The sequence below is a fragment of the Labrys neptuniae genome, assembly GCF_040797145.1.
Classification (GTDB): Bacteria; Pseudomonadota; Alphaproteobacteria; order Rhizobiales; family Labraceae; genus Labrys; species Labrys neptuniae.
On sequence record NZ_JBFNQD010000004.1, the window covers coordinates 438,051 to 455,645 of the forward strand.

Annotated in this window: 12 protein-coding genes; 2 read left to right on the top strand and 10 right to left on the bottom strand. The window is 61.9% G+C overall.

Annotation, left to right across the window (positions count from 1 at the left end):
* Positions 1 to 36: 36 nt before the first annotated feature.
* The 3 genes from tssC to ABXS05_RS15900 form a co-directional block, all read right to left on the bottom strand.
* A complete protein-coding gene (tssC, locus tag ABXS05_RS15890) occupies positions 37 to 1,530 on the bottom strand; it encodes a type VI secretion system contractile sheath large subunit (protein ID WP_311943554.1) in 1,494 nt (497 codons plus the stop codon).
* Between the two features lie 54 nt (positions 1,531 to 1,584).
* Positions 1,585 to 2,103 carry a type VI secretion system contractile sheath small subunit gene (gene tssB, locus ABXS05_RS15895; protein WP_311943556.1) on the bottom strand — a complete coding sequence of 173 codons (519 nt, stop codon included), beginning with the start codon at positions 2,101 to 2,103 and terminating at the stop codon, positions 1,585 to 1,587.
* Between the two features lie 745 nt (positions 2,104 to 2,848).
* Entirely contained in the window at positions 2,849 to 3,535 is a 687-nt protein-coding gene (locus tag ABXS05_RS15900) for a response regulator (RefSeq protein WP_311943558.1), read from the bottom strand.
* 397 nt (positions 3,536 to 3,932) lie between these two features.
* On the opposite strand from ABXS05_RS15900, the gene ABXS05_RS15905 reads away from it, so the two are divergent.
* Positions 3,933 to 4,223, top strand: coding sequence for a PAAR domain-containing protein (locus tag ABXS05_RS15905; RefSeq protein ID WP_311943561.1), 291 nt, complete (start codon positions 3,933 to 3,935; stop codon positions 4,221 to 4,223).
* Positions 4,224 to 4,511: 288 nt separating this feature from the next.
* On the opposite strand, the gene ABXS05_RS15910 is transcribed toward ABXS05_RS15905, so the two are convergent.
* From ABXS05_RS15910 to tssK, 7 genes are all read right to left on the bottom strand, one after another.
* A complete protein-coding gene (locus tag ABXS05_RS15910) occupies positions 4,512 to 5,987 on the bottom strand; it encodes a PIN domain-containing protein (protein WP_367624578.1) in 1,476 nt (491 codons plus the stop codon).
* A gap of 461 nt (positions 5,988 to 6,448) precedes the next feature.
* Complete coding sequence (locus ABXS05_RS15915) at positions 6,449 to 8,872, bottom strand: serine/threonine-protein kinase (RefSeq protein WP_367624579.1); 2,424 nt, start codon at positions 8,870 to 8,872, stop codon at positions 6,449 to 6,451.
* 8 nt (positions 8,873 to 8,880) lie between these two features.
* On the bottom strand, positions 8,881 to 9,648 hold the full coding sequence (locus ABXS05_RS15920) for a PP2C family protein-serine/threonine phosphatase (protein ID WP_311943567.1): 768 nt from the start codon (positions 9,646 to 9,648) through the stop codon (positions 8,881 to 8,883).
* Complete coding sequence (tagF, locus tag ABXS05_RS15925) at positions 9,648 to 10,313, bottom strand: type VI secretion system-associated protein TagF (RefSeq protein ID WP_367624580.1); 666 nt, start codon at positions 10,311 to 10,313, stop codon at positions 9,648 to 9,650. The genes ABXS05_RS15920 and tagF overlap by 1 nt, the downstream gene beginning before the upstream one ends.
* Positions 10,314 to 10,341: 28 nt before the next feature.
* On the bottom strand, positions 10,342 to 13,908 hold the full coding sequence (gene tssM, locus ABXS05_RS15930) for a type VI secretion system membrane subunit TssM (RefSeq protein ID WP_367624581.1): 3,567 nt from the start codon (positions 13,906 to 13,908) through the stop codon (positions 10,342 to 10,344).
* Positions 13,908 to 15,383 (bottom strand): type IVB secretion system protein IcmH/DotU, encoded by a 1,476-nt coding sequence (gene icmH / locus ABXS05_RS15935; RefSeq protein ID WP_367624582.1) that lies wholly within the window; start codon positions 15,381 to 15,383, stop codon positions 13,908 to 13,910. The genes tssM and icmH overlap by 1 nt, the downstream gene beginning before the upstream one ends.
* An 11-nt stretch (positions 15,384 to 15,394) precedes the next feature.
* On the bottom strand, positions 15,395 to 16,729 hold the full coding sequence (gene tssK / locus ABXS05_RS15940) for a type VI secretion system baseplate subunit TssK (protein WP_367624583.1): 1,335 nt from the start codon (positions 16,727 to 16,729) through the stop codon (positions 15,395 to 15,397).
* Between the two features lie 301 nt (positions 16,730 to 17,030).
* Here tssK and ABXS05_RS15945 point away from each other — a divergent pair, with 301 nt between their 5' ends.
* On the top strand, positions 17,031 to 17,579 hold the full coding sequence (locus tag ABXS05_RS15945) for a DUF1036 domain-containing protein (protein ID WP_367624584.1): 549 nt from the start codon (positions 17,031 to 17,033) through the stop codon (positions 17,577 to 17,579).
* Positions 17,580 to 17,595 lie beyond the last annotated feature (16 nt).

Consider the following 17,595-nt stretch of genomic DNA (forward strand, 5'->3'; position numbering starts at 1 on the left):
CCGGAGCGTTCAGGCGGACCCGCTTGGATTGTCGTGTTACTTCTGGCTATTGGGCAGTCTCGAGACGAGACTGATACCGATATCCATTCCTTCCAGCTGGTAGTGTGGCCTCAGATAGAACCTGGCGGCGTAGTAGCCGGGGTTTTCCTCGTCGGGGAACACTTCGACCTTGGCCGCGGCCAGCGGTTTCTTGGCCTTGATTGCCTCGGTCGAGTTCTTGGGATCGCCGTCGACATAACGATTGATCCAGGTCTGCAGCCATTTCTGCAGTTGGTCCTGCTCCATCGTGGCGCCGATCTTGTCCCGCACCATGCATTTGAGATAATGCGCGAAGCGCGACACTGCGAACATGTAAGGCAGCCGGGCCGAGAGGTTTTCGGAAGCGGTCGCGTCGTCCGTATCCATTTTCCGGGGCTTGTACAGCGACTGGGCACCGATGAAGGCCGCCTTGTCGGTGTTCTTGCGATGGATCAGCGGCAGCACGCCCGACTTCGACAGTTCCGCCTCGCGCCGATCGCTGATGGCGATTTCGGTGGGGCATTTGAGGTCGATGCCGCCGTCGTCGGTGGGGAAGGTATGGGTGGGCAGGTTGACGACTTCACCGCCCGACTGAACACCACGGATACGCACCGTCCAGCCATATTCCTTGAAGGCGCGGTTGACATTGACCGCCATGGCGTAGGCCGCGTTCATCCAGGCATATTTCCTGCCCTGATGGCCGTCCGTATCCTCCTCGAAGGCGAATTCCTCCACCGGTTCCGACTTGGCGCCATAGGGCTGGCGCGACAGGACGCGCGGCATGCACAGGCCGACATAGCGTGAATCGGGCTGATCACGCAGCGAGCGGAAAGCGGCGTAATCGGGCGTGTCGAAGATCTTGCCGATGTCGCGCGGATTGGTGAGCTCGTTCCAGCTGTCCATGCCGAACAGGGCCGGATTGGCTGCCGCGAAGAAGGGCGCATGCGCCGATGCCGCGACCTTGCTGATATCGCGCAGCAACTGCACGTCGGGCGGCGAGTGGTCGAAGTAATAGTCGCCAACCAGGGCGCCATAGGGGTCACCGCCCAGCTGCCCATACTCGGCTTCATAGAGCTTCTTGAAGATCGGACTCTGGTCCCAGCGAGCGCCGGGATAGACCTTGAACTCACGGAAGAGCTCCTCCTTCGACACGTTCATGAAGCGGATCTTCAGCGTGGTGTCGGTTTCGGAATTGAAGACGAGATAGTTGAGGCCGCGCCAGGCACTCTCCAATTTCTGGAATTCGGGCGCATGGATGACTTCGTTGAGCTGGATCGACAGCTGCTCGTCGAGCTTGGCGATCATCGAGTCGATGGTGTCGAGGACGTCTTCCTTGACCAGCGAGGTATCTTCGAGCGCCTGGCGGACCAGGGTGTTGACGGCATTCTCGACCTCGGTGGCAGCACTGTCGTTGCGCGGCTTGAAACTCTTGCGCAACAGGCTGGAAAAGCTCTCCAGGTCACGGGTTTCGGTCGCGGGAACGGTCTGGGGGGTAGCGGCTGTTTCGGCCATGTGGCTGAACTCCTGACTTGATCTTCTGGCTTGATCTACTGGCGGGAGTCGCCGTCAGTTCTCTTCAGGCTTGGCCTGCTCGCTATTGTCCTTGAGCAGCCGCATGAGCTCGGGGTCCTTCAGCAGAGCCTTGATCTGATCCTCGGCCGCGACCTTGCCGTCCATGTAGCGCTGCAGGTTGGCGAGCTGCTCGCGCGCCTTCAGCAGCTTGGCCAACGCCGGTATGTTGCGGACGACCTGGGCCGGGTTGAAGTCGCTCATTTTCTCGAAGCTGAGCTTGACCGACATCTTCTCGTCGCCCTTGGCGTCGCCGAGCCGGTTGGTCACCTTGAAGCTGGTACCGGGCTTGATGGCCTTCATGCGGTCGTCGAAATTGTCCATGTCGATGTCGAGATATTTGCGCTCGGCGATCGGCGCCTTCTCGACCTCGGATGCATTGCCGGACAGGTCCGACATCACCGCCATGACAAAGGGAATCTCGACGAGTTTTTCCGCATTGTAGGGATCTTCATACTGGATCTGGACGCGCGGCGGGCGGTTGCGCTTGATGAACTTCTGTCCGCTGTCAGCCATGACTTTGCCTCTTTCCTCGACACTGCGCTGGGAGTTCCCGCCCGCCGAAGGAGACCGGCAGAAGAGGTCCAACCATCGCACCTGAATTCATTGAGGTTGGTGAGCGCCGGCCCAGCGGGCGGTGTCATCCCCCTTGCGAAACCAATCTTGCGCCAAACCCCCTCCCCCGTAATCCCCTATTTGGGGGGCCGGCACCGAGCCCCCTCCGTCGAATACTGTGATCGATGGCACATACCGACTCTCTCAAGGCAAAACCGGCCGTGCTGCGGGAATTTCGGGAAACGAGACTGGCCCGATGTCAGTCTAGACAGGCCAAGTGATTCCGGCGTGACACCATGCAGGGAGCGCACCTGCAAGAGGCCTTGATCCACCCGGCACCGGCCCGATGCAATCACGAGCCGGTAATCTTGTGACGAAGACTTCCCCCTGCTCGCCTCCTTGTGAATGTTACGACGATCAGAGAAGCGTGCGGCGATGACTGAGCCTGTTGGGGGCGTATCTTCTCTTAACTCAGTATAGAACGCAAGATTGATTCCAAGCCCAAGATGAGGCCTAAAAAGGAGTAGGCAATCGAGCCGACATATGGAGAGAAAGTCCGACAAAAGCGGGTCGACCCAGGCAAAGGCTCGAACTGCGCCAGGCGTTCACCCCGCCGTGCGAGGAGGGCTCGGATATTTTCGAGCTTCGGTCCGTTCCGTCGGATTTCCGGTGCGCCTTGGAGGCTGTCGCAGGCTATGACAGCCTCTTAGCGCGGCATGTTGATGACGCCCATGCTTGAGGCTTCAAAGACGGCCTCGGCACGCGAATTCACTTCGAGCTTCTGGTAGATGTTCTTGACATAGGTCGCCACGGTGCTGCGGCCGATCTTGAGTATGTCGCCGATCTCCACGAAGGTGAAACCGCGCGCCAAGAGCTTGAGCACTTCGAGCTCGCGCTTCGATAGCAATTCGAGGCCCTTCTTGTCCGCTTCCTGCTCGCGCGGCTGGAACTCCTTGAGCAATTGGCGGGCAATGACCGGACTGATCGGCGAACCACCGCGCCGTACCTCGCGGATACTCTCCGCAAAGCTGTCGAAACGCTCATCCTTCAAAAGATAGCCGCGCGCGCCGGCCTTGATGCTCTCCAATACCTTGTCCTGGTCGGCGAAAATCGTGATGACCATGATATCGACGTCGGCATATTTCTGGGCCGCATAGCGGATGAGGCCGATGCCGGAACCATCCGGCAGCCCGAGATCGCACAGCAACACGTCGAACCCGCCCTTGTCGATCAGGGTTTTGCCGGTGGCGGTATTCGGCGCGCTGGCCGTGACCGAGATATCCGGCGCCGCTTCCAGCGCCGCGGTGATGCGTTCGAGGGCCGCCGGGTCGTCTTCGACCACGGCAACCCGGACGATGGGTTGGGGTGCTTGCGCGGAGGGTGCATCCGTCATGGTGTGATATCCTCCAGTCCGGCGTTGTCTTCGCGACGGAACGGCGATCAACGCTGCAAGGCGCGCTCGCAACCCATCCGCCCGGTGCTGCCGGAACCGTTTATTTGCCTGCTCCCCGCGAGCTTGCCAATCCCCGCCTTTGGCGTCAATCGCGCTGTCACAAGCCGCTCGATCCGGCGCGCCTTGGATAGACCGGCCGCGCCGGCCGAAGCGGGACCAAGCCCTCTCGCCACAGTTCCCCGCCCCGACTCCCTTGTTTGAAGGATGTGCCATGGGTCGCCTCGGCCTATGATCGGCGTGCACCATTGCCGCGGCGTGACAAAACCACTGCAATCGGACAGATTAGGCGACCAGCTCGTGCGTTCGCTCCTCACTGACGCGGAACAGGAAGTGGCTGATGGGACAACCGGCTTCACGTCTAGGCGACATGCATGTCTGCCCGCTGGTGAATGTGCTGGTGCCCCATGTCGGTGGCCCGATCGTGATGGCGTCGGTGAATGTCTTCACCGGCGGCCAGCCGCAAGCGCGGGTCGGGGATCTCTGCATCTGCGTCGGGCCGCCCGACGTGATCGCGCTGGGCTCGACCACCGTCCTGGTCAATGGCCAGTTGGCGGCGCGCATCGGCGATCTCACCGCCCATGGCGGCACGATCGTGGGCATGTGGCCGACCGTACTCATTGGCGGGTAGTCATCTCGACGCCGGCCGTTCCCCGCATCCACCTCCCGGCTGCTTGCCAAGGCAATTAAGGCCACACTCGAGGTCGGCCCGACGGCGACACCCGGTCTGCCCGGCAATCGCCCGAAATGCCGATATACGCCGGGGCTGACCGGCAAAATCGCTAATTGGGACTATGTCTGGGAGCCGCTCAAACCGCGCAGCGCCGCCAAGGGTCCAAATTAGATTGCCTGGAAGGATTGCGGGCCGGATTCGCGCAATGATTGCAACGCCCTGGCCCCGATCATCCATCATGGACAGCTACAAGAAGCGCAGCAGATGAATATTTTTGGTGCGCACCCAACGGATCATGCTGAAATTCACATAGGTCCCGAGACTGAAATAATTGCCCGTGGGTGAAACTTGTCCAAATATTTTTTCCGTCCATTCGTCCACGGGAAAAACCATGGCCGCTTTCGCATGGAAGGGACTCCATGGATCGAGATCTACCACCTTGATGATGTTCTCGTTCGCCGTTTTATCCTCCAGAAGCGGCACGTGGACGGCTTGCCGGCCATTCATATTGTACCAGTAGACCTGGCTTGGTGGATCAAGGACGACAAAATCGACATTGGTATTGGCCGGTAATTCGACGCTCGTCTCGACCACATCGTCAAAGCCACCAAGAATACTGAAATCCACCTGTTGAAATTTCGCCTTGTTGGAGTCGCCAAGGAAGAATCGCCCTACCGCAACAGGTTTAAAGGGACATTTGGCGGTCGTGATGGCGGATTTCTGAAGCGGCGCGATCCAGACTTCCTGCGAAAAGGCCCGTTCATTTGGCCCGACGCCCTGCGATAGCGTCGGCACGCTCAAGGCATCGCGCAGCGCCTCGTCTCGGGTGGTTCCTTTTCCCCAGGCCAGGTGATCGAACACAGCGCCCGGCTTGATGAGGCTCTCATCGGCAGCCTGATACTGGCTATAGTAAAACAACAGCAGGATACCCATTCGCGGATTGGAGGCGCGTTCGCCGGCTATGGTTTGCCTGATCTGGTCCAGTGCCTGCGTGACCTTTTCCTTCTGGATGTAGTCGTTGACCAGGTTGAGGACGAAATTGACCCCTTCGAAGGCCAGCTGGATCCCGGCTATCGTCGCCATGCCCTTGGGGGACGGTCCCACGAATTCCGGCACGCTGTTGTCCGCTATCCCGATCGAATAGCTGCCGCCGGAGCCGCCCCCCGATCCTCCCGATGGCGGCACCGGCTTGCCGTCGGCGCCGATGGTGCGTGGATTCAGTCCGAGTAATTTCCGGCCTACCGCCACGTCCTCGACGCCGCTGCGGTCGCCAATGCTGCATTCCGGCGCCAGTCTGACACCGAGCGCGGGTGCCGCATTCTGCACCTTCCTGTCGAAGGTCCACAAACGCGCGTTGATGGCCTTGGCCTGTGCCACGACAAACACGTCGCCGGGCTTCGTGGTATCGTCCTTGCGCGAGAAATCCTTCAACTGCGGCCGATTGGGAGCAGGAGCATATTGGATGTTGTCGGCATAGACGTCGCCCCGGTCCTTGATGCTGCCTGCCGGGGCGATCGTGATCCGCGCATCCTTGAGCAGCCAATCATACTCGCCGCCTTGTTTTTGCGTTTGCGCCCGCGTCACCAACTCGTCGTAAGCAGCGCGTGAAATATAAACTGGCGTACCGGCGTTTAAGTATTTCTTCAAACTCTCAGCAGCCGGCTGATTATTTCTCGCGATCGATGTAATTACGTTCTTATCCAGCATGATGGGGTCAGCCATAGGGACTCCAATTGATTTTAACCGGAAGTTTTCGCGCTTTTATATATTATTAATACTTCAGTACCATAACGTAATTGGCTTAAATATTTACTGAGAAAAACATTATGAACAAATGCTATCGGTAATTCTCTTGTCGATCTTTATCGATTCAAGGAGAATTGGTAAGTGCTCAAAAGCACACTCTAGAAAACAGTGCTGAAAATCGGACGTCGGATTTCTGAAAAAGCGACGCAGCAACAATATTTTACAATGTCACGCTCGATACAGTGAGCAAACACGATGCTGAAAAAAGATCAGTATTCTCTTTAGCAAAGCAAATCATGCCGGTCTTTTACATGAAGAAACAGCACGGCATTCTCAGGAGATGCTGTAGAGATTCTCAGCGCCTGTAACCTCTTGGAGGAAGAAGGGTTGCGTCCCTCCCCCAGGACCTGCCCCTCAGTCTGTCTTTCTGTGCGCCGTCACTGGTCGCGCAGCTTGAGATAGCCCACCGCCGTGGTAACGTCGCGGGCATTGGCGATCTCCTTGAGGAAAGGCGCGATGAAATCATCCGCCTCGAAGGCATCCTGCGCATTGATGCTGATCAGCGGCCGCGACGAGGCCACCGCGAACACCAGCATGGGGAAAAAGGCTGGCCGAGCTTCGCCCTCGATCTTGGCCGGCGCCGACAGGCTGAGTCCGGCCTCGATTTCTCCCGTCTTCATGGTGATGCAGGAGGCACAGAGCCGATTGATGTTCTGGATTCCGCCCTTATGGTCCATCACGAACAGATAGATGTTACGTTCGCCCGCCCCGGTCACGGAAACAGTAAGCGGGTCGCCCGGCGTCCCCTTGTCCGCGTCGCCGCCTCGAATTTCCGCTTTGCTCAACACCATCTTCAACGGCGGCGCGCCAACAACCGACATCCGGCGCAACGCCCCGACGAAGCCGCACTGCTGGTCGGAGACCGCATCGAGTTTCACCGTCGGCGCAAAACCCGCCTTCAGCTTGAAGGCATCGGCGAAGCTCTGGTCCGTCGCCGCCGTGCCGAGCGCGGTGACGCTTGCGGAACTCGCCGTTACATCGTCCGCCGTCGCAGAAAAGCAGCTATCCGCTCCAAAACCGGCGACGAAATCCCTGAGCGCGGCCGGCGTCGGTGATGTAACCGCCGCCAATTTGGTGCCTTCCAGCGCGGCTTTAGCCTTTGCAGCCAGATCATCGGGACAATCGGCACCGCATTGATCAAGGAACCGCCTGAGTGCTGTGGCATTCTTGCCGGCAGCCGTGAGCTGGGCCGCGAGGCGATCATGCTGCACGGTCAGTTCTTTTGCGGCATCGATACGGGTCCGGGCTTGCTGGGCGAGATCGCCGGGGCAGTCCGCGCCGCACTGCTCGAGGAAGCTCTTCAGCGCCGCCACGTCCTGACCAGCGCTCGCAAGCTGGTTTGCCAGGTCCGCACGGCGCTTGGCCTGCGCCTCCTGGGTGCTGATGCTGCCCCTCGCCTGGCGGGCGAGATCATCGGGGCAGTCCGCGCCGCACTGGTCGAGGAAACTCTTCAGCGCCGCCACGTCCTGGCCAGCGCTCGCAAGCCGGTTTGCCAGGTCCGCACGGCGCTTGGCCTGCGCCTCCTGGGTGCTGATGCTGTCTCTCGCCTGGCGGGCGAGATCGTCGGGGCAGTCCGCGCCGCACTGATCGAGGAAGCTCTTCAGCGCCGCCACGTCCTGGCCGGCGCTCGCAAGTTGCTTGCCCAAGCGCTCACGGCGCTCAGACTCCTGTCTGGCCAGGGTTTCCTGGCTGTTGCCATCCGGCTGCTTGTTGTCGGGTTGACCGCCAATGGGCGGGGTGTTGCCAGAGAACAGCCCCCCCTCCGTGTAGATCCAGCCTCCCGCCACACCAAGGCCGATGACCGCGACGGCAGTGACGGCAAAAGCCGTGTTGCGCAGGACGTGCGAAGGCCTTGTCGAGGAAGCTTCCGACGATCTGGCCGCAACAGTCTTGGGCTTTTCGGCTTTCGGCTTCTCGGCCTTCGCCTTGGGTGTCGCCGGCCCGTCCGGCCAGTCGCGGATGGCGGCCATGTCCTCCGGCCGCCCCGCCGGATCGGGCGCCAGCATCGCCGCCAGCACGGCATGGAACTGCCTGGGAACGCCATCGAGATCGGGCACGTTGCGGCGTTTTTCGATGATGTCGAGTTGCGAGCCGGTCATGTCCAGCGCGCGGCCGCGCATCGCGGCCGCCATCACCAAAGCGAGGCTGTAAATGTCTGATTTGGGCGTGACTTCGCCGCCGAAGAGGCCGAGCTGCTCGGGCGAGACGAAATTATATTTTCCGGCAAAACTGCCGCCCAGCAAGGTTTCGCCACCGACATTGGCTGAACGCGCAATGCCGAAATCGATGATCTTGGCATTCTGGACCAGGCCGCCCGGCAGGATGACATTGTCGGGCGACATGTCGCGGTGAATGACGCCGGCAAGATGCGCCCGATGCAGGCCGTCGGCCAGCCGGCGCAGCAAGGGCATGAATTCGGCGGCAGTGAGCGGTGCATTCTTCACATGGGCCGCGAGCGACGGGCCGTCCACATACTCCATCGCCAGATAGGGTCGCGACAGCGCCGGATCGATCGAAAACACGTAGTAGCGGACGATTGCCTCGTGATAGAGATGGTTGAGGATCCGCGCTTCCTTGCGGAACAGGCCGAGAATGGTCTCGTCCTCGGCAAATTCCGGCAGAACGATCTTGATCGCCACCGGGTCGCCGGTCTGGATGTTGTGGCCCTTATAGACTTCTCCCATGCCGCCGACGCCGAGAAGTGCGTCGATGCGATAGGTCTGATTGAGTTCGGCGCCGATGCTCACGGCCGAACCGCGGATCGCGATCCGGGTTCGCTCATCGTTCGAGGACGGTTCCATCGGCGCCATTATCGCATCACAAGCGTTGTCGCGCCCCTGTCGACGACATTGACGACGACAACGGAGATATTGTCCTTGCCACCGCGCGCCAAGGCAAGTTCGAGAAGTTCGTGGCTCGCCTGGTTGGCGCTCAGCCCGGTGCTCACGGCGAGGATTTCCTCATCCTTGACATGCCCGGTCAGGCCATCGCTGCACAGGACGAAACGATCCCCCGACTTTATCACACCGGTGGCCTGTTCGAGCTCGAAATCATCGATGGCGCCGACGGCGCGGGTCACCACGTTGCGGCGTGGCCAGCTTACCGCCTCTTCCTGGCTGATGATGCCGCGATCCACCAATTCCTGCACTTCGGTATGGTCATGCGAGAGCTGCTCGATACGCTCCCCACGCATCAGGTAACAGCGGGAATCGCCGGCCCACAAGCAGCAATAATTGCCATCAACGGTCAGCAGCGCCACGACCGTCGAGCCGACGATAAGCTCGGGCCGGCCCTGGGAGCGGGCCAGCAGTTCGGCGTTGACGGTGGCGATCTCGCGCCGGAACGCCTCCGCGAATTCCATCAAGGATGCGGTCTTGCCGAGGCCTCGCGCGGCATCGCCGATCATCGCGCTGGCGAGATTGCCGTCGCGGTGGCCGCCCATCCCGTCTGCCACCATCCAGATGCCACGCGCGCCATCGGTAAAGATGCAATCCTCGTTGAAGCGACGCACATGGCCCGGATGGGTCAGCGCCGCGGTTTCGAATTTCAGATGCTCGCTGGATGCCCAAGGGTCCATCAAACAGCCTCCCCTGTCATCAGGAACGAAAAGAACTGGGCGCCGGGCTTGCCCTCAGTCACCACGAGCCTGGCGGTGTGCCCGCCAGGATGCGCCCCTTGGCCGCCATGCGTCCACCAATAGCTGCGGGCGCCGTTGCGCGCATCCCCATCCGCCATGTCGAGCGAGCGGAAAGCATCGGCAATCGGCAGGTCTTCGCCAGGCCAGAGCAGCAGACCACCATCGCGCTGCGGCGGCGGCAGGCGCGATGCCAGGGGCGGGAACGGGATCTGCGCCAGCAGATGAGACGGCTCGCGCTCGAACTGGTCATCGAGCATATGGAGCAGGAACTGCTCGCAGCCTTCGTGCCACTGGTCGAGCCCCCGCGAAGGCGGCGGCTCCAGATAGGCATCGGGCGGCTCGCAGGCGCATATCGTCAGCGGGAAATAACGCCCGACCCCGTCGACCGAGGCCATCAGCGCACCGGTCACCGGCGTGCCGAAGACCCGCCTGCCGCACCAGAAGCGCCAGATCGGAAAGCTCAGATAGATCTCTTGCCAGCGCTCGGCGAGCGCGTGCCGGCTGGCGGCGACGGCACTCTGGAGCCACTCCTCCCATTGGTCGAGGAAGGGCCGCGGCATGTTGTAGGCCACGAAGTCCCGCTTGGAGGGCAGCTTTCCGAACATGCCGCACATTGTCATCATGAGGGCCGCTCTAGAGATCCGACGGACAGGCGAATTTGAGTTGCGACAGGATGGTGAAGGGATTGTCGAGTGTATCGAAGGTCAATTGATAAGTGACTTCCCGGCCGCCGACGACGAAACGGGCCGTCGCCTTGTTGCCGGATTGGCGCATGTCGCCCTTCTGCAGCAGGCGATAGAGCGCCCAGCCGCCGGTGAAGCGCAAGCTGGGTGATGTGCCGTCGCTTTCGGGCATGGTGATCGAGGCGGTGCCGTCGGGAGAGCGGCCCGGCCATTCGAAATCCCCGCGCGAGCTCACGCCGAACGGGCTGTCGAGCTTGGTGCCGTTGACCTCGAAGCTCACCGAGGCCGTCTTCTGGCTCATCGACTGGGTCACCAGTGCGAATTTCACATTGGGCGAGGTGCCGCGTCCGCTGAAGAACGCCTCCTTGATGCGCGCCGCGTTCTGGAACTGGCGCAGCGTCTCGGGCGACAGCGCCTGGCTGAACTTCGAATTCTGCTTCCAGCCCCAGGCCGCGCCGGATGTATCCACCAGCCCCGCCAGCTTTTCGCGGAAGAAGGTATCGAAGATGCCGTTCGGCCCGAACAGGCGGCCGAACTCGCCGATCGGCACCTCCTGCTTGCTGCCGGGCGAGAAGGGATATTTGTTGCCGACGATGTTGAGGCATTCGCGCGTCACGGAACCTTTCAGCGCGCCCTTGAGGTCATCGACCTTGTCGCCGACGATTTTCTGCTCGAACTCCGCCATGGCATCGCGGAACACGACGTCGAAGGGAGCTTCCAGGCGCGACGAGCTGGTGGCGATGGAGCCGAGGAAAGTCTGCATGTTCTGCCGGGCCTGCGCGGCGCGCTCGAAATCCTGCTCGTCGATCAGGCTCTGGTAAAGCCCCTTCAGCTGCTCGACCAGGAGGTCGATCTGGCTCTTGTCGCCGTTCTTGCGAACGAGGTCGTGATAGCGGCGGAAATGTTCCTGGATGATAGCACCGGGCACGAAAGGCGCCTCGACATTGCCGCCACGGCCGGCGGCTTTCTTGGCGGCGTCGAGGCCGATCGCTGCCATGTCATCGAGCTTGCTGCCGGCCGCTCTGGTGACAGCCTTGGTGGCGGCCTTAACCGCCGCATCCTTTAGCTTGCCGCCGACGTCGCTATCGGCGCCCTGCCGTGCTTCCGTCAGCCTGGTTTGCGCCGAGATGGACTCAAACAAGAGCTTAATCGGCGAAGCGGCGCCGGTGGCAGCCCGCAGCGTGGCATAGCCGGGCTTGTCGGCAGCGAAGCTGTTGAGTTTCAACTTCGCCAGCGCCGCCGTCCACGCCTTGATGAATTCCTGGTCGTAGATGCGGTAGAGATCGGGGCCGAGATTGGCATATTGCTCGTCGATGGCCTGCGTGCTGCCCGCCTCGCCCAGGACCCAGCGCTCATTCTGCAAAAGCGTGATGACCGACTTCATCTTGTCGAGGAACAGGGCATAGAAACCGTCATAGGTGAACAGCGACTGGACGCCGACGCTCTCGATGGGTGAACCGTCATTGGTGCCGAAGACGACGGCGGCATCGGGTCCGGCATTGCCCGCCACGGTCCAATCCCTGACGCTCTGGTCGTGGGCGGTCGACTTGATGATGGCAAAGGCGCGTTCGGCCAGCGACAGCCGTGTCAAGGCCACCTGGCTCGCCTTGACGAGATCGCCATTGAGGGCGATCGGGCGCGGCGTGCCCTCGATGCCGAGCATGGCGTCGAGATGCCGGTCCAGGCTGTCGCGTGTCGCCTTGTTGGGCTCGCCCGGATAGAGGCTTTCCCAATCTCCCCGCATCCAGCCCTCGATCAGCGCGGTGTCCACCGGAATGACGGGATCGCCGCCCAGCATCATATAGACCTTGAGCGGCTCGTAGAGCTGCTCCGGCTGGTCCTGCAGGTCGGCGAGCCGTTTTTCGAGATGGAAGAGGATGCGCGGCCGCAGCAGCCGATCCAGCCCATCGCGATAGGCAGCCACGCTTGCCGTGCCGATGCGCTTGTGCTGGCCCAGTCCCAGTGTGTCCTTGATCTGCGGTTCGCTGTCGAGCCGATCATAGCCCCAGGGAAAATCGCGCAGCTTGTCGAGCGGCCCGACGATCTTGAGGAAATCGGCATCGTTGATCGGATCCTCCTTGAGCAGGCCCGCCGTGTCGTTGGCATAGGCGGCGGTGGCGGCATCGGTGCGGTCGATCAGTGTCTTGTTACCGTAATAGCTGGTCAACCAGCCGCCAAGCGCAGCCAGCGTCACGCCGGCGACGAGCACATAGCCCGAGGTCTGCAAGAGGATCTTACGACGCACTGCGGCGGCATTGGTGGAGACCCAGCCCGCCTCGCCGAACACGACCTTGGTGAGCAGGTGCTCCAGAAAGAAGCTCTTGGCTTTTCCTGAATAAGCAAGGCTGGCGCCCGCCTGCAGACCGAGATCGCGCGACAGCGAACCCAGCAACTGATCGATCGGCGTGCCTTCCTGGGTGCCGGAGGTGAAGTAGAAGCCGCGCAAGGCGGCGCTGGTCTGATAGCGCGTCGGCTCGAAGATCTGGTTGAGGAAGCGGGTTATGGTGGGCTTCAGCGCCGCAAGCTGGGACGGCAGGCCGGTGAGCCTCACGCGCGAAATCGGATCAGGCTCCTCCTGCAGGCGATCGGACAATTCGGCGCTCAGCCGCGAGACCAGAAGGTCGATCTCCGGTCCGACGTCGCTGACCCGGTTTTCCTTCTTGTTCCTGGTCTGGAAGGTCGCCCCCCAGACCGCCTTGCGCTCCTCGGGATCGAGATTGCCGAAATACTCCATGAAGCCGGCAATGAGGTCGGCCTTGGTGAAGATGACATAGACCGGGAAATCGACCTGCAGGCGATTGTTGAGCTCGGCCAGGCGCTTGCGGATGGCGACGGCGTGAGCGCCGAGTTCGGCCTCCTTCATCGACAGGAGGTCGCCGATCGAGATGGCCACCAGCACGCCATTGATGGGCTGGCGCTCACGGTGGCGCTTGAGGAGGTCGAGGAAGGAAAGCCAGCTCTTGCGGTCGGATTCGGTGTCGGAATCCTGCGTGGTATAACGGCCGGCGGTGTCGATGAAGACGGCGTCCTCGGTGAACCACCAATCGCAGTAACGCGTGCCGCCGCTGCCCGCGATCGGGCCGGTATGGGCAGCCAGCGGGAATTTCAGGCCGCAATTCATCAGGGCCGTGGTCTTGCCGGCGCCGGGCGGTCCGACGATGAGATACCAGGGCAGCTCGTAGAGGAAGTCGCCCTTGGTGCGGCGCGAGCCCTTGAGCGTGAGCAGGGCGTCGCGCATCTTCTCGGCCAGCACGGAGGCATCCGAGCCGTCATCCTCGGGCTCCTGCACCGCGATGTTCTCGGCGAGCGCCCTGGCCGATTGCCCGTGCTTGTAGATGCGATAGGCCAGCCAGCAGAAATAGATCGCCAGCAGCAGGCCGATCAGCGCCAGCCGCAGCCAGGGACTGTCGAAGGGCTCGATGCCGGCGACGGTGACAAGCGGCAGCACCAGCCAGATCACTGCGCACAGCGCCACCACGGCCAAAAAGCTGACGACGAAGATGATCCAGCGCTTCATCACATATCCTCGCGCGGGATGAACACCTCGACGCGCCGGTTCTTGGCCCGGCCCTCGGCCGTGTTGCTGAGATCGATCGGCGCTGTATCAGCTTGCCCCGACGTCGTCAGGCGCTTGGGATCGGCAATGCCGCCGACCAGGATCTTCTCGACCGCCTGCGCCCGCTGCTCGGAAAGCTGCTGGTTGTCCTTGTAGCGCAGGGTGGCGCGCACCGGCGTGTTATCCGTATGCCCGACGATGCGGATCTGGCCGGGCTCCTTGTCGAGCGCCGCTGCGATATGGCCGATGACGGGCACGGCATCCGGGCGCAGGGTGGTGCTGCCCTTGTCGAACAGGGAATCGTTGAGGAGGCGCACCACGATGTCCTTGCCGGAATAGTCGGCCGAAGCCTTCTTGGCGGCGATGTCGTCCTTCAGGCGCTCGCGGATGCGCTCGAGCTGGGTGGTGACCTTGATCGGCGGGGGTGGCGGAGGAGGCGCCGGCACGGTGCGATAGATATGGATATCGCCATTCGGATGCAGCGCCAGCAGGCCGGCGCTCGCCGTATCGGACATGCCGCCGAGCAGCCAGCGGAACACCAGGAAGCTGAGGAGGAGCAGGCCGGCGGCGACGGAGGTGATCGCCCACAAAGGCACGGTCCGGCGCACATAGGCCGCAGCGATGTCCTGCCCGCGCCAATGCGGCGAGATATGATCCGTCACCCGCGCCTCCCGTGCGCGCAGGGTTTCGTAGAGGTCGCGGCGGATCTGCTGATGCGGGACGTCGCCGCCGGCCACCCGGTATTTGCCTTCGAAGCCGAGTGACATGCAGGCATGCATCAGGCCGAGCAGATTGTGGTTGATCTGCGAATGCTGCCGCAGCTTGGCAAGTTCATCGAAAAAGCCGACGCCGCTGTCGCGCACCTGGAAATAGCGGCTCAGCATGCTGTATTGCGTCCACAGATTGCGGTCCGAGCTCGGCAGGTTCTGCACGATGTCGTCGGCGGTGGCGCAGACAGCATATTTGGCGGTGCGCACCTGGGGTTCGGGAATGCCACGCGCATTGAGTTCGGCCTCGAAGGTCTCGATGCCCTGCGCCACCGTGCTCATCATCGGCGCAACCTGGGGAACCTGCCTGGCGATCCGGATATTGGCCAGCACCAGCAGCAGGGGCATGGCCGCTTCGAGGATGGGATTGGGCCCGCCGGTCTTGTCGCTGACGCCGAGCGCTTCGAGATCCACCGTGGCGGGCCCGATCGGCAGGGGAGGCTGGGCGCGCGGCGTCTCGGCCAGGGATTGATAGGGGTGGCCCTGAGGAGGCTGCGGCGCTGCAGCACCTGCCGCCACGCGGGGGCCGCCCCAGATGTCCTGGGCAGGCGCGGGGGTTGCGCCGGTATAAGGCACACCCTGGCCGTCACGCCGGCCGCCCGGATTGGGCTTGATCACCGTCTTTTCGGAGTCGGGGTTAGACCCGAACGGGCCCTTGCCGTTCGTCATGTGCCCACATCCTATTTCACGTCTTCCTTGACGACCCACAGATTGAGCTCAAGCCCGGGCCAGTCGCCGGAAAAATGCATGCCGATGCCGCTCGCGGTGCTGAATTCGGGCCAGAGCGGCGACATGCGGTCGAGCGCGAAATAGACGTGGCTGGTGATCGCGCGGATCTGCGCCGGTGGCGTCGGCAGATGAATGAGCCCGATGCCGGGAAGGTGGGCGTGCACGATCTCGTTCATCCGCGTATTGGGGCCGACCTTGAACAGAGCCGGGAACTGCGTCTGCAACTCGGTGAGCGAACGCTGCGCCGCCACTTCGAGCACGAAGGTCGAGGCCCGGAACAGATTGCGGTCGGTCACGGTCGCCAGGAAGGCGTTGGTGGCCTTCTCCACGATCTCCAGCCGGATGGCGCGGCTGATGTCGACGCTAAGGAAGCGCTGAATGTCGGCCAGCACCGGGGCGAAGGTGGTGCCGGGATTGTCATGGTCATAGGCCGGATAGTCGTTGGCGCGCCGTTCCCGCGTGGAATAGGTCGCCAGCTCCCCGGCCAGACGCAGCAACTCCACATAGAGCCGCTCAGGATGGGTGTATTTCGAACGGCGCATGTGCCGAAGCGCCGGAATTTCGCGGTTGAGCATCTGCAGCACAAAATAGTCGACGCTCTGCATGCCGCCGCTGGAGCGCGGGTCCGAGGCGAAGCGCGCCAGTTCGTCGAGCTTGGTCTCCACCCAGCCGATCACACGGTCGAGCCAGCCGGTAACGGCAGCATGGGCGGCGACCACCAGCACGGGCGGGGCAAAGCGCTCGTCGAAGACGATGGTCTTGTCGTTGACCTCGATAATCCGGGCACAGAGCATGCAGACGAAGCCCGGCTTCGGCGTCCGGCGGATCTCGTAGCTGAAGCGCGGTACCGCAACGTCGATCTCTTCCTCGATCTGCAGGGCGGAGGATGCATCGATCAGCGTCTCCGATTGCACCACATAGCGGCTGCCGCTTTCGCTCTCCGGCTCGTCGATCTCGCGGCTGTTGGGCTGGGCCATGGGCATGCACAGCCAGACGAACAGCCCGGCGGCATTTTCGGGCACCATGGCGGGCGGCGGCGGCGGGCAATCGCCGGGGAAGCGAAACGGCGTGCCGTCCGACAGGATGCCCGCGGCGCGGCGCAGGCCGAACTTGCTTTGCTGCGCCAGGTCGCGATCGATCTCGATCTCGTTGAAGCCCCAGGGATAGGGCGTGATCTGGCTGGTACGGCCCTCGAGCAGATGTTCGAGATAGCGATCGCCCTGCTGCAAATGATGTGGCCGGAGGAACAGACCTTCCGACCAAGCGACTTTGCTATACCAGGACATCGATCAGCCGCCCGAAGGATTTGGTTGTGTGATTGTCAGGCTCGGCAATGCTGTCGCAAGGCCTCGCCAAAAAACGTTCGGCCGTTGCGCGAGCAAATTCTCTCGGCTTCTTGCGAACTGTGCCATATGACCTGAGGAAGTCAAGCGATCCACCGGCTTACATCGACCCTACCACTGTAGCTTAGAACAAGCGCCCGGCTCTCGCCTCCCCCATTGTGAGGTAGACAGAAAGTGGTGCGGCAGATACGAAATTTGTATTCGCGTGCTACAATCGTTCAGTGCTCTCGAAGCTGTTCCCTCAATGTCTGCGGATGCGAAGGCTGTGGCGTTTTGCGATGTATTGGACATACCAAGCATCGCAAAGACGCGTCGAAACAAGAAATCAGAGAAAAAGGGCATTTTGGCCAGAACGCGCCTTGCCTTAGGCTTTGCTATGATGCCGTTCGGCTTGGTTTGGGGCCATGTCGATCGTGCCGAAGCAGCCTTTCGAGTGTGCAATCAGTCGGTCACTCTATACAATGTCGCCATCGGCGCCGAAATCGACAAGAAATTCGCCACCGAAGGCTGGTGGACATTGCCGGGCAATACTTGTGTCACGCCGATCAAGGACGATCTGGCCGATCTCAAGCTGAGATATGTCTATATCTACGCGACGACCGCGACAGGCGACAGCGCATTCGAGGGAAACTGGGACATGTGCGTCGACACCAAACGCTTCAAGATCGAAAAGGTGCGGGACCAGCCCTGGGACTGCTGGGTGCGCGGTTTCGTCCAGGCCAAGTTCAAGGAGGTCGATACCGGCGATACCGGCTCGTGGACGGTCTTCATCCGCCCTGACGACAAACCCTGACCTGGCACGCCCCCGC

Excerpts from the sequence above, each read along its gene's own strand:
- tssB (WP_311943556.1), bottom strand. The coding sequence starts at position 2,103 with ATGGCTGACAGCGGACAGAAGTTCATCAAGCGCAACCGCCCGCCGCGC.
- tssC (WP_311943554.1), bottom strand. The coding sequence starts at position 1,530 with ATGGCCGAAACAGCCGCTACCCCCCAGACCGTTCCCGCGACCGAAACC.
- ABXS05_RS15915 (WP_367624579.1), bottom strand. The coding sequence starts at position 8,872 with ATGGAACCGTCCTCGAACGATGAGCGAACCCGGATCGCGATCCGCGGT.
- ABXS05_RS15945 (WP_367624584.1), top strand. The coding sequence starts at position 17,031 with ATGTCTGCGGATGCGAAGGCTGTGGCGTTTTGCGATGTATTGGACATA.
- icmH (WP_367624582.1), bottom strand. The coding sequence starts at position 15,383 with ATGACGAACGGCAAGGGCCCGTTCGGGTCTAACCCCGACTCCGAAAAG.
- ABXS05_RS15920 (WP_311943567.1), bottom strand. The coding sequence starts at position 9,648 with ATGGACCCTTGGGCATCCAGCGAGCATCTGAAATTCGAAACCGCGGCG.
- tssM (WP_367624581.1), bottom strand. The coding sequence starts at position 13,908 with ATGAAGCGCTGGATCATCTTCGTCGTCAGCTTTTTGGCCGTGGTGGCG.
- ABXS05_RS15910 (WP_367624578.1), bottom strand. The coding sequence starts at position 5,987 with ATGGCTGACCCCATCATGCTGGATAAGAACGTAATTACATCGATCGCG.
- ABXS05_RS15900 (WP_311943558.1), bottom strand. The coding sequence starts at position 3,535 with ATGACGGATGCACCCTCCGCGCAAGCACCCCAACCCATCGTCCGGGTT.
- tssK (WP_367624583.1), bottom strand. The coding sequence starts at position 16,729 with ATGTCCTGGTATAGCAAAGTCGCTTGGTCGGAAGGTCTGTTCCTCCGG.
- ABXS05_RS15905 (WP_311943561.1), top strand. The coding sequence starts at position 3,933 with ATGGGACAACCGGCTTCACGTCTAGGCGACATGCATGTCTGCCCGCTG.
- tagF (WP_367624580.1), bottom strand. The coding sequence starts at position 10,313 with ATGTTCGGAAAGCTGCCCTCCAAGCGGGACTTCGTGGCCTACAACATG.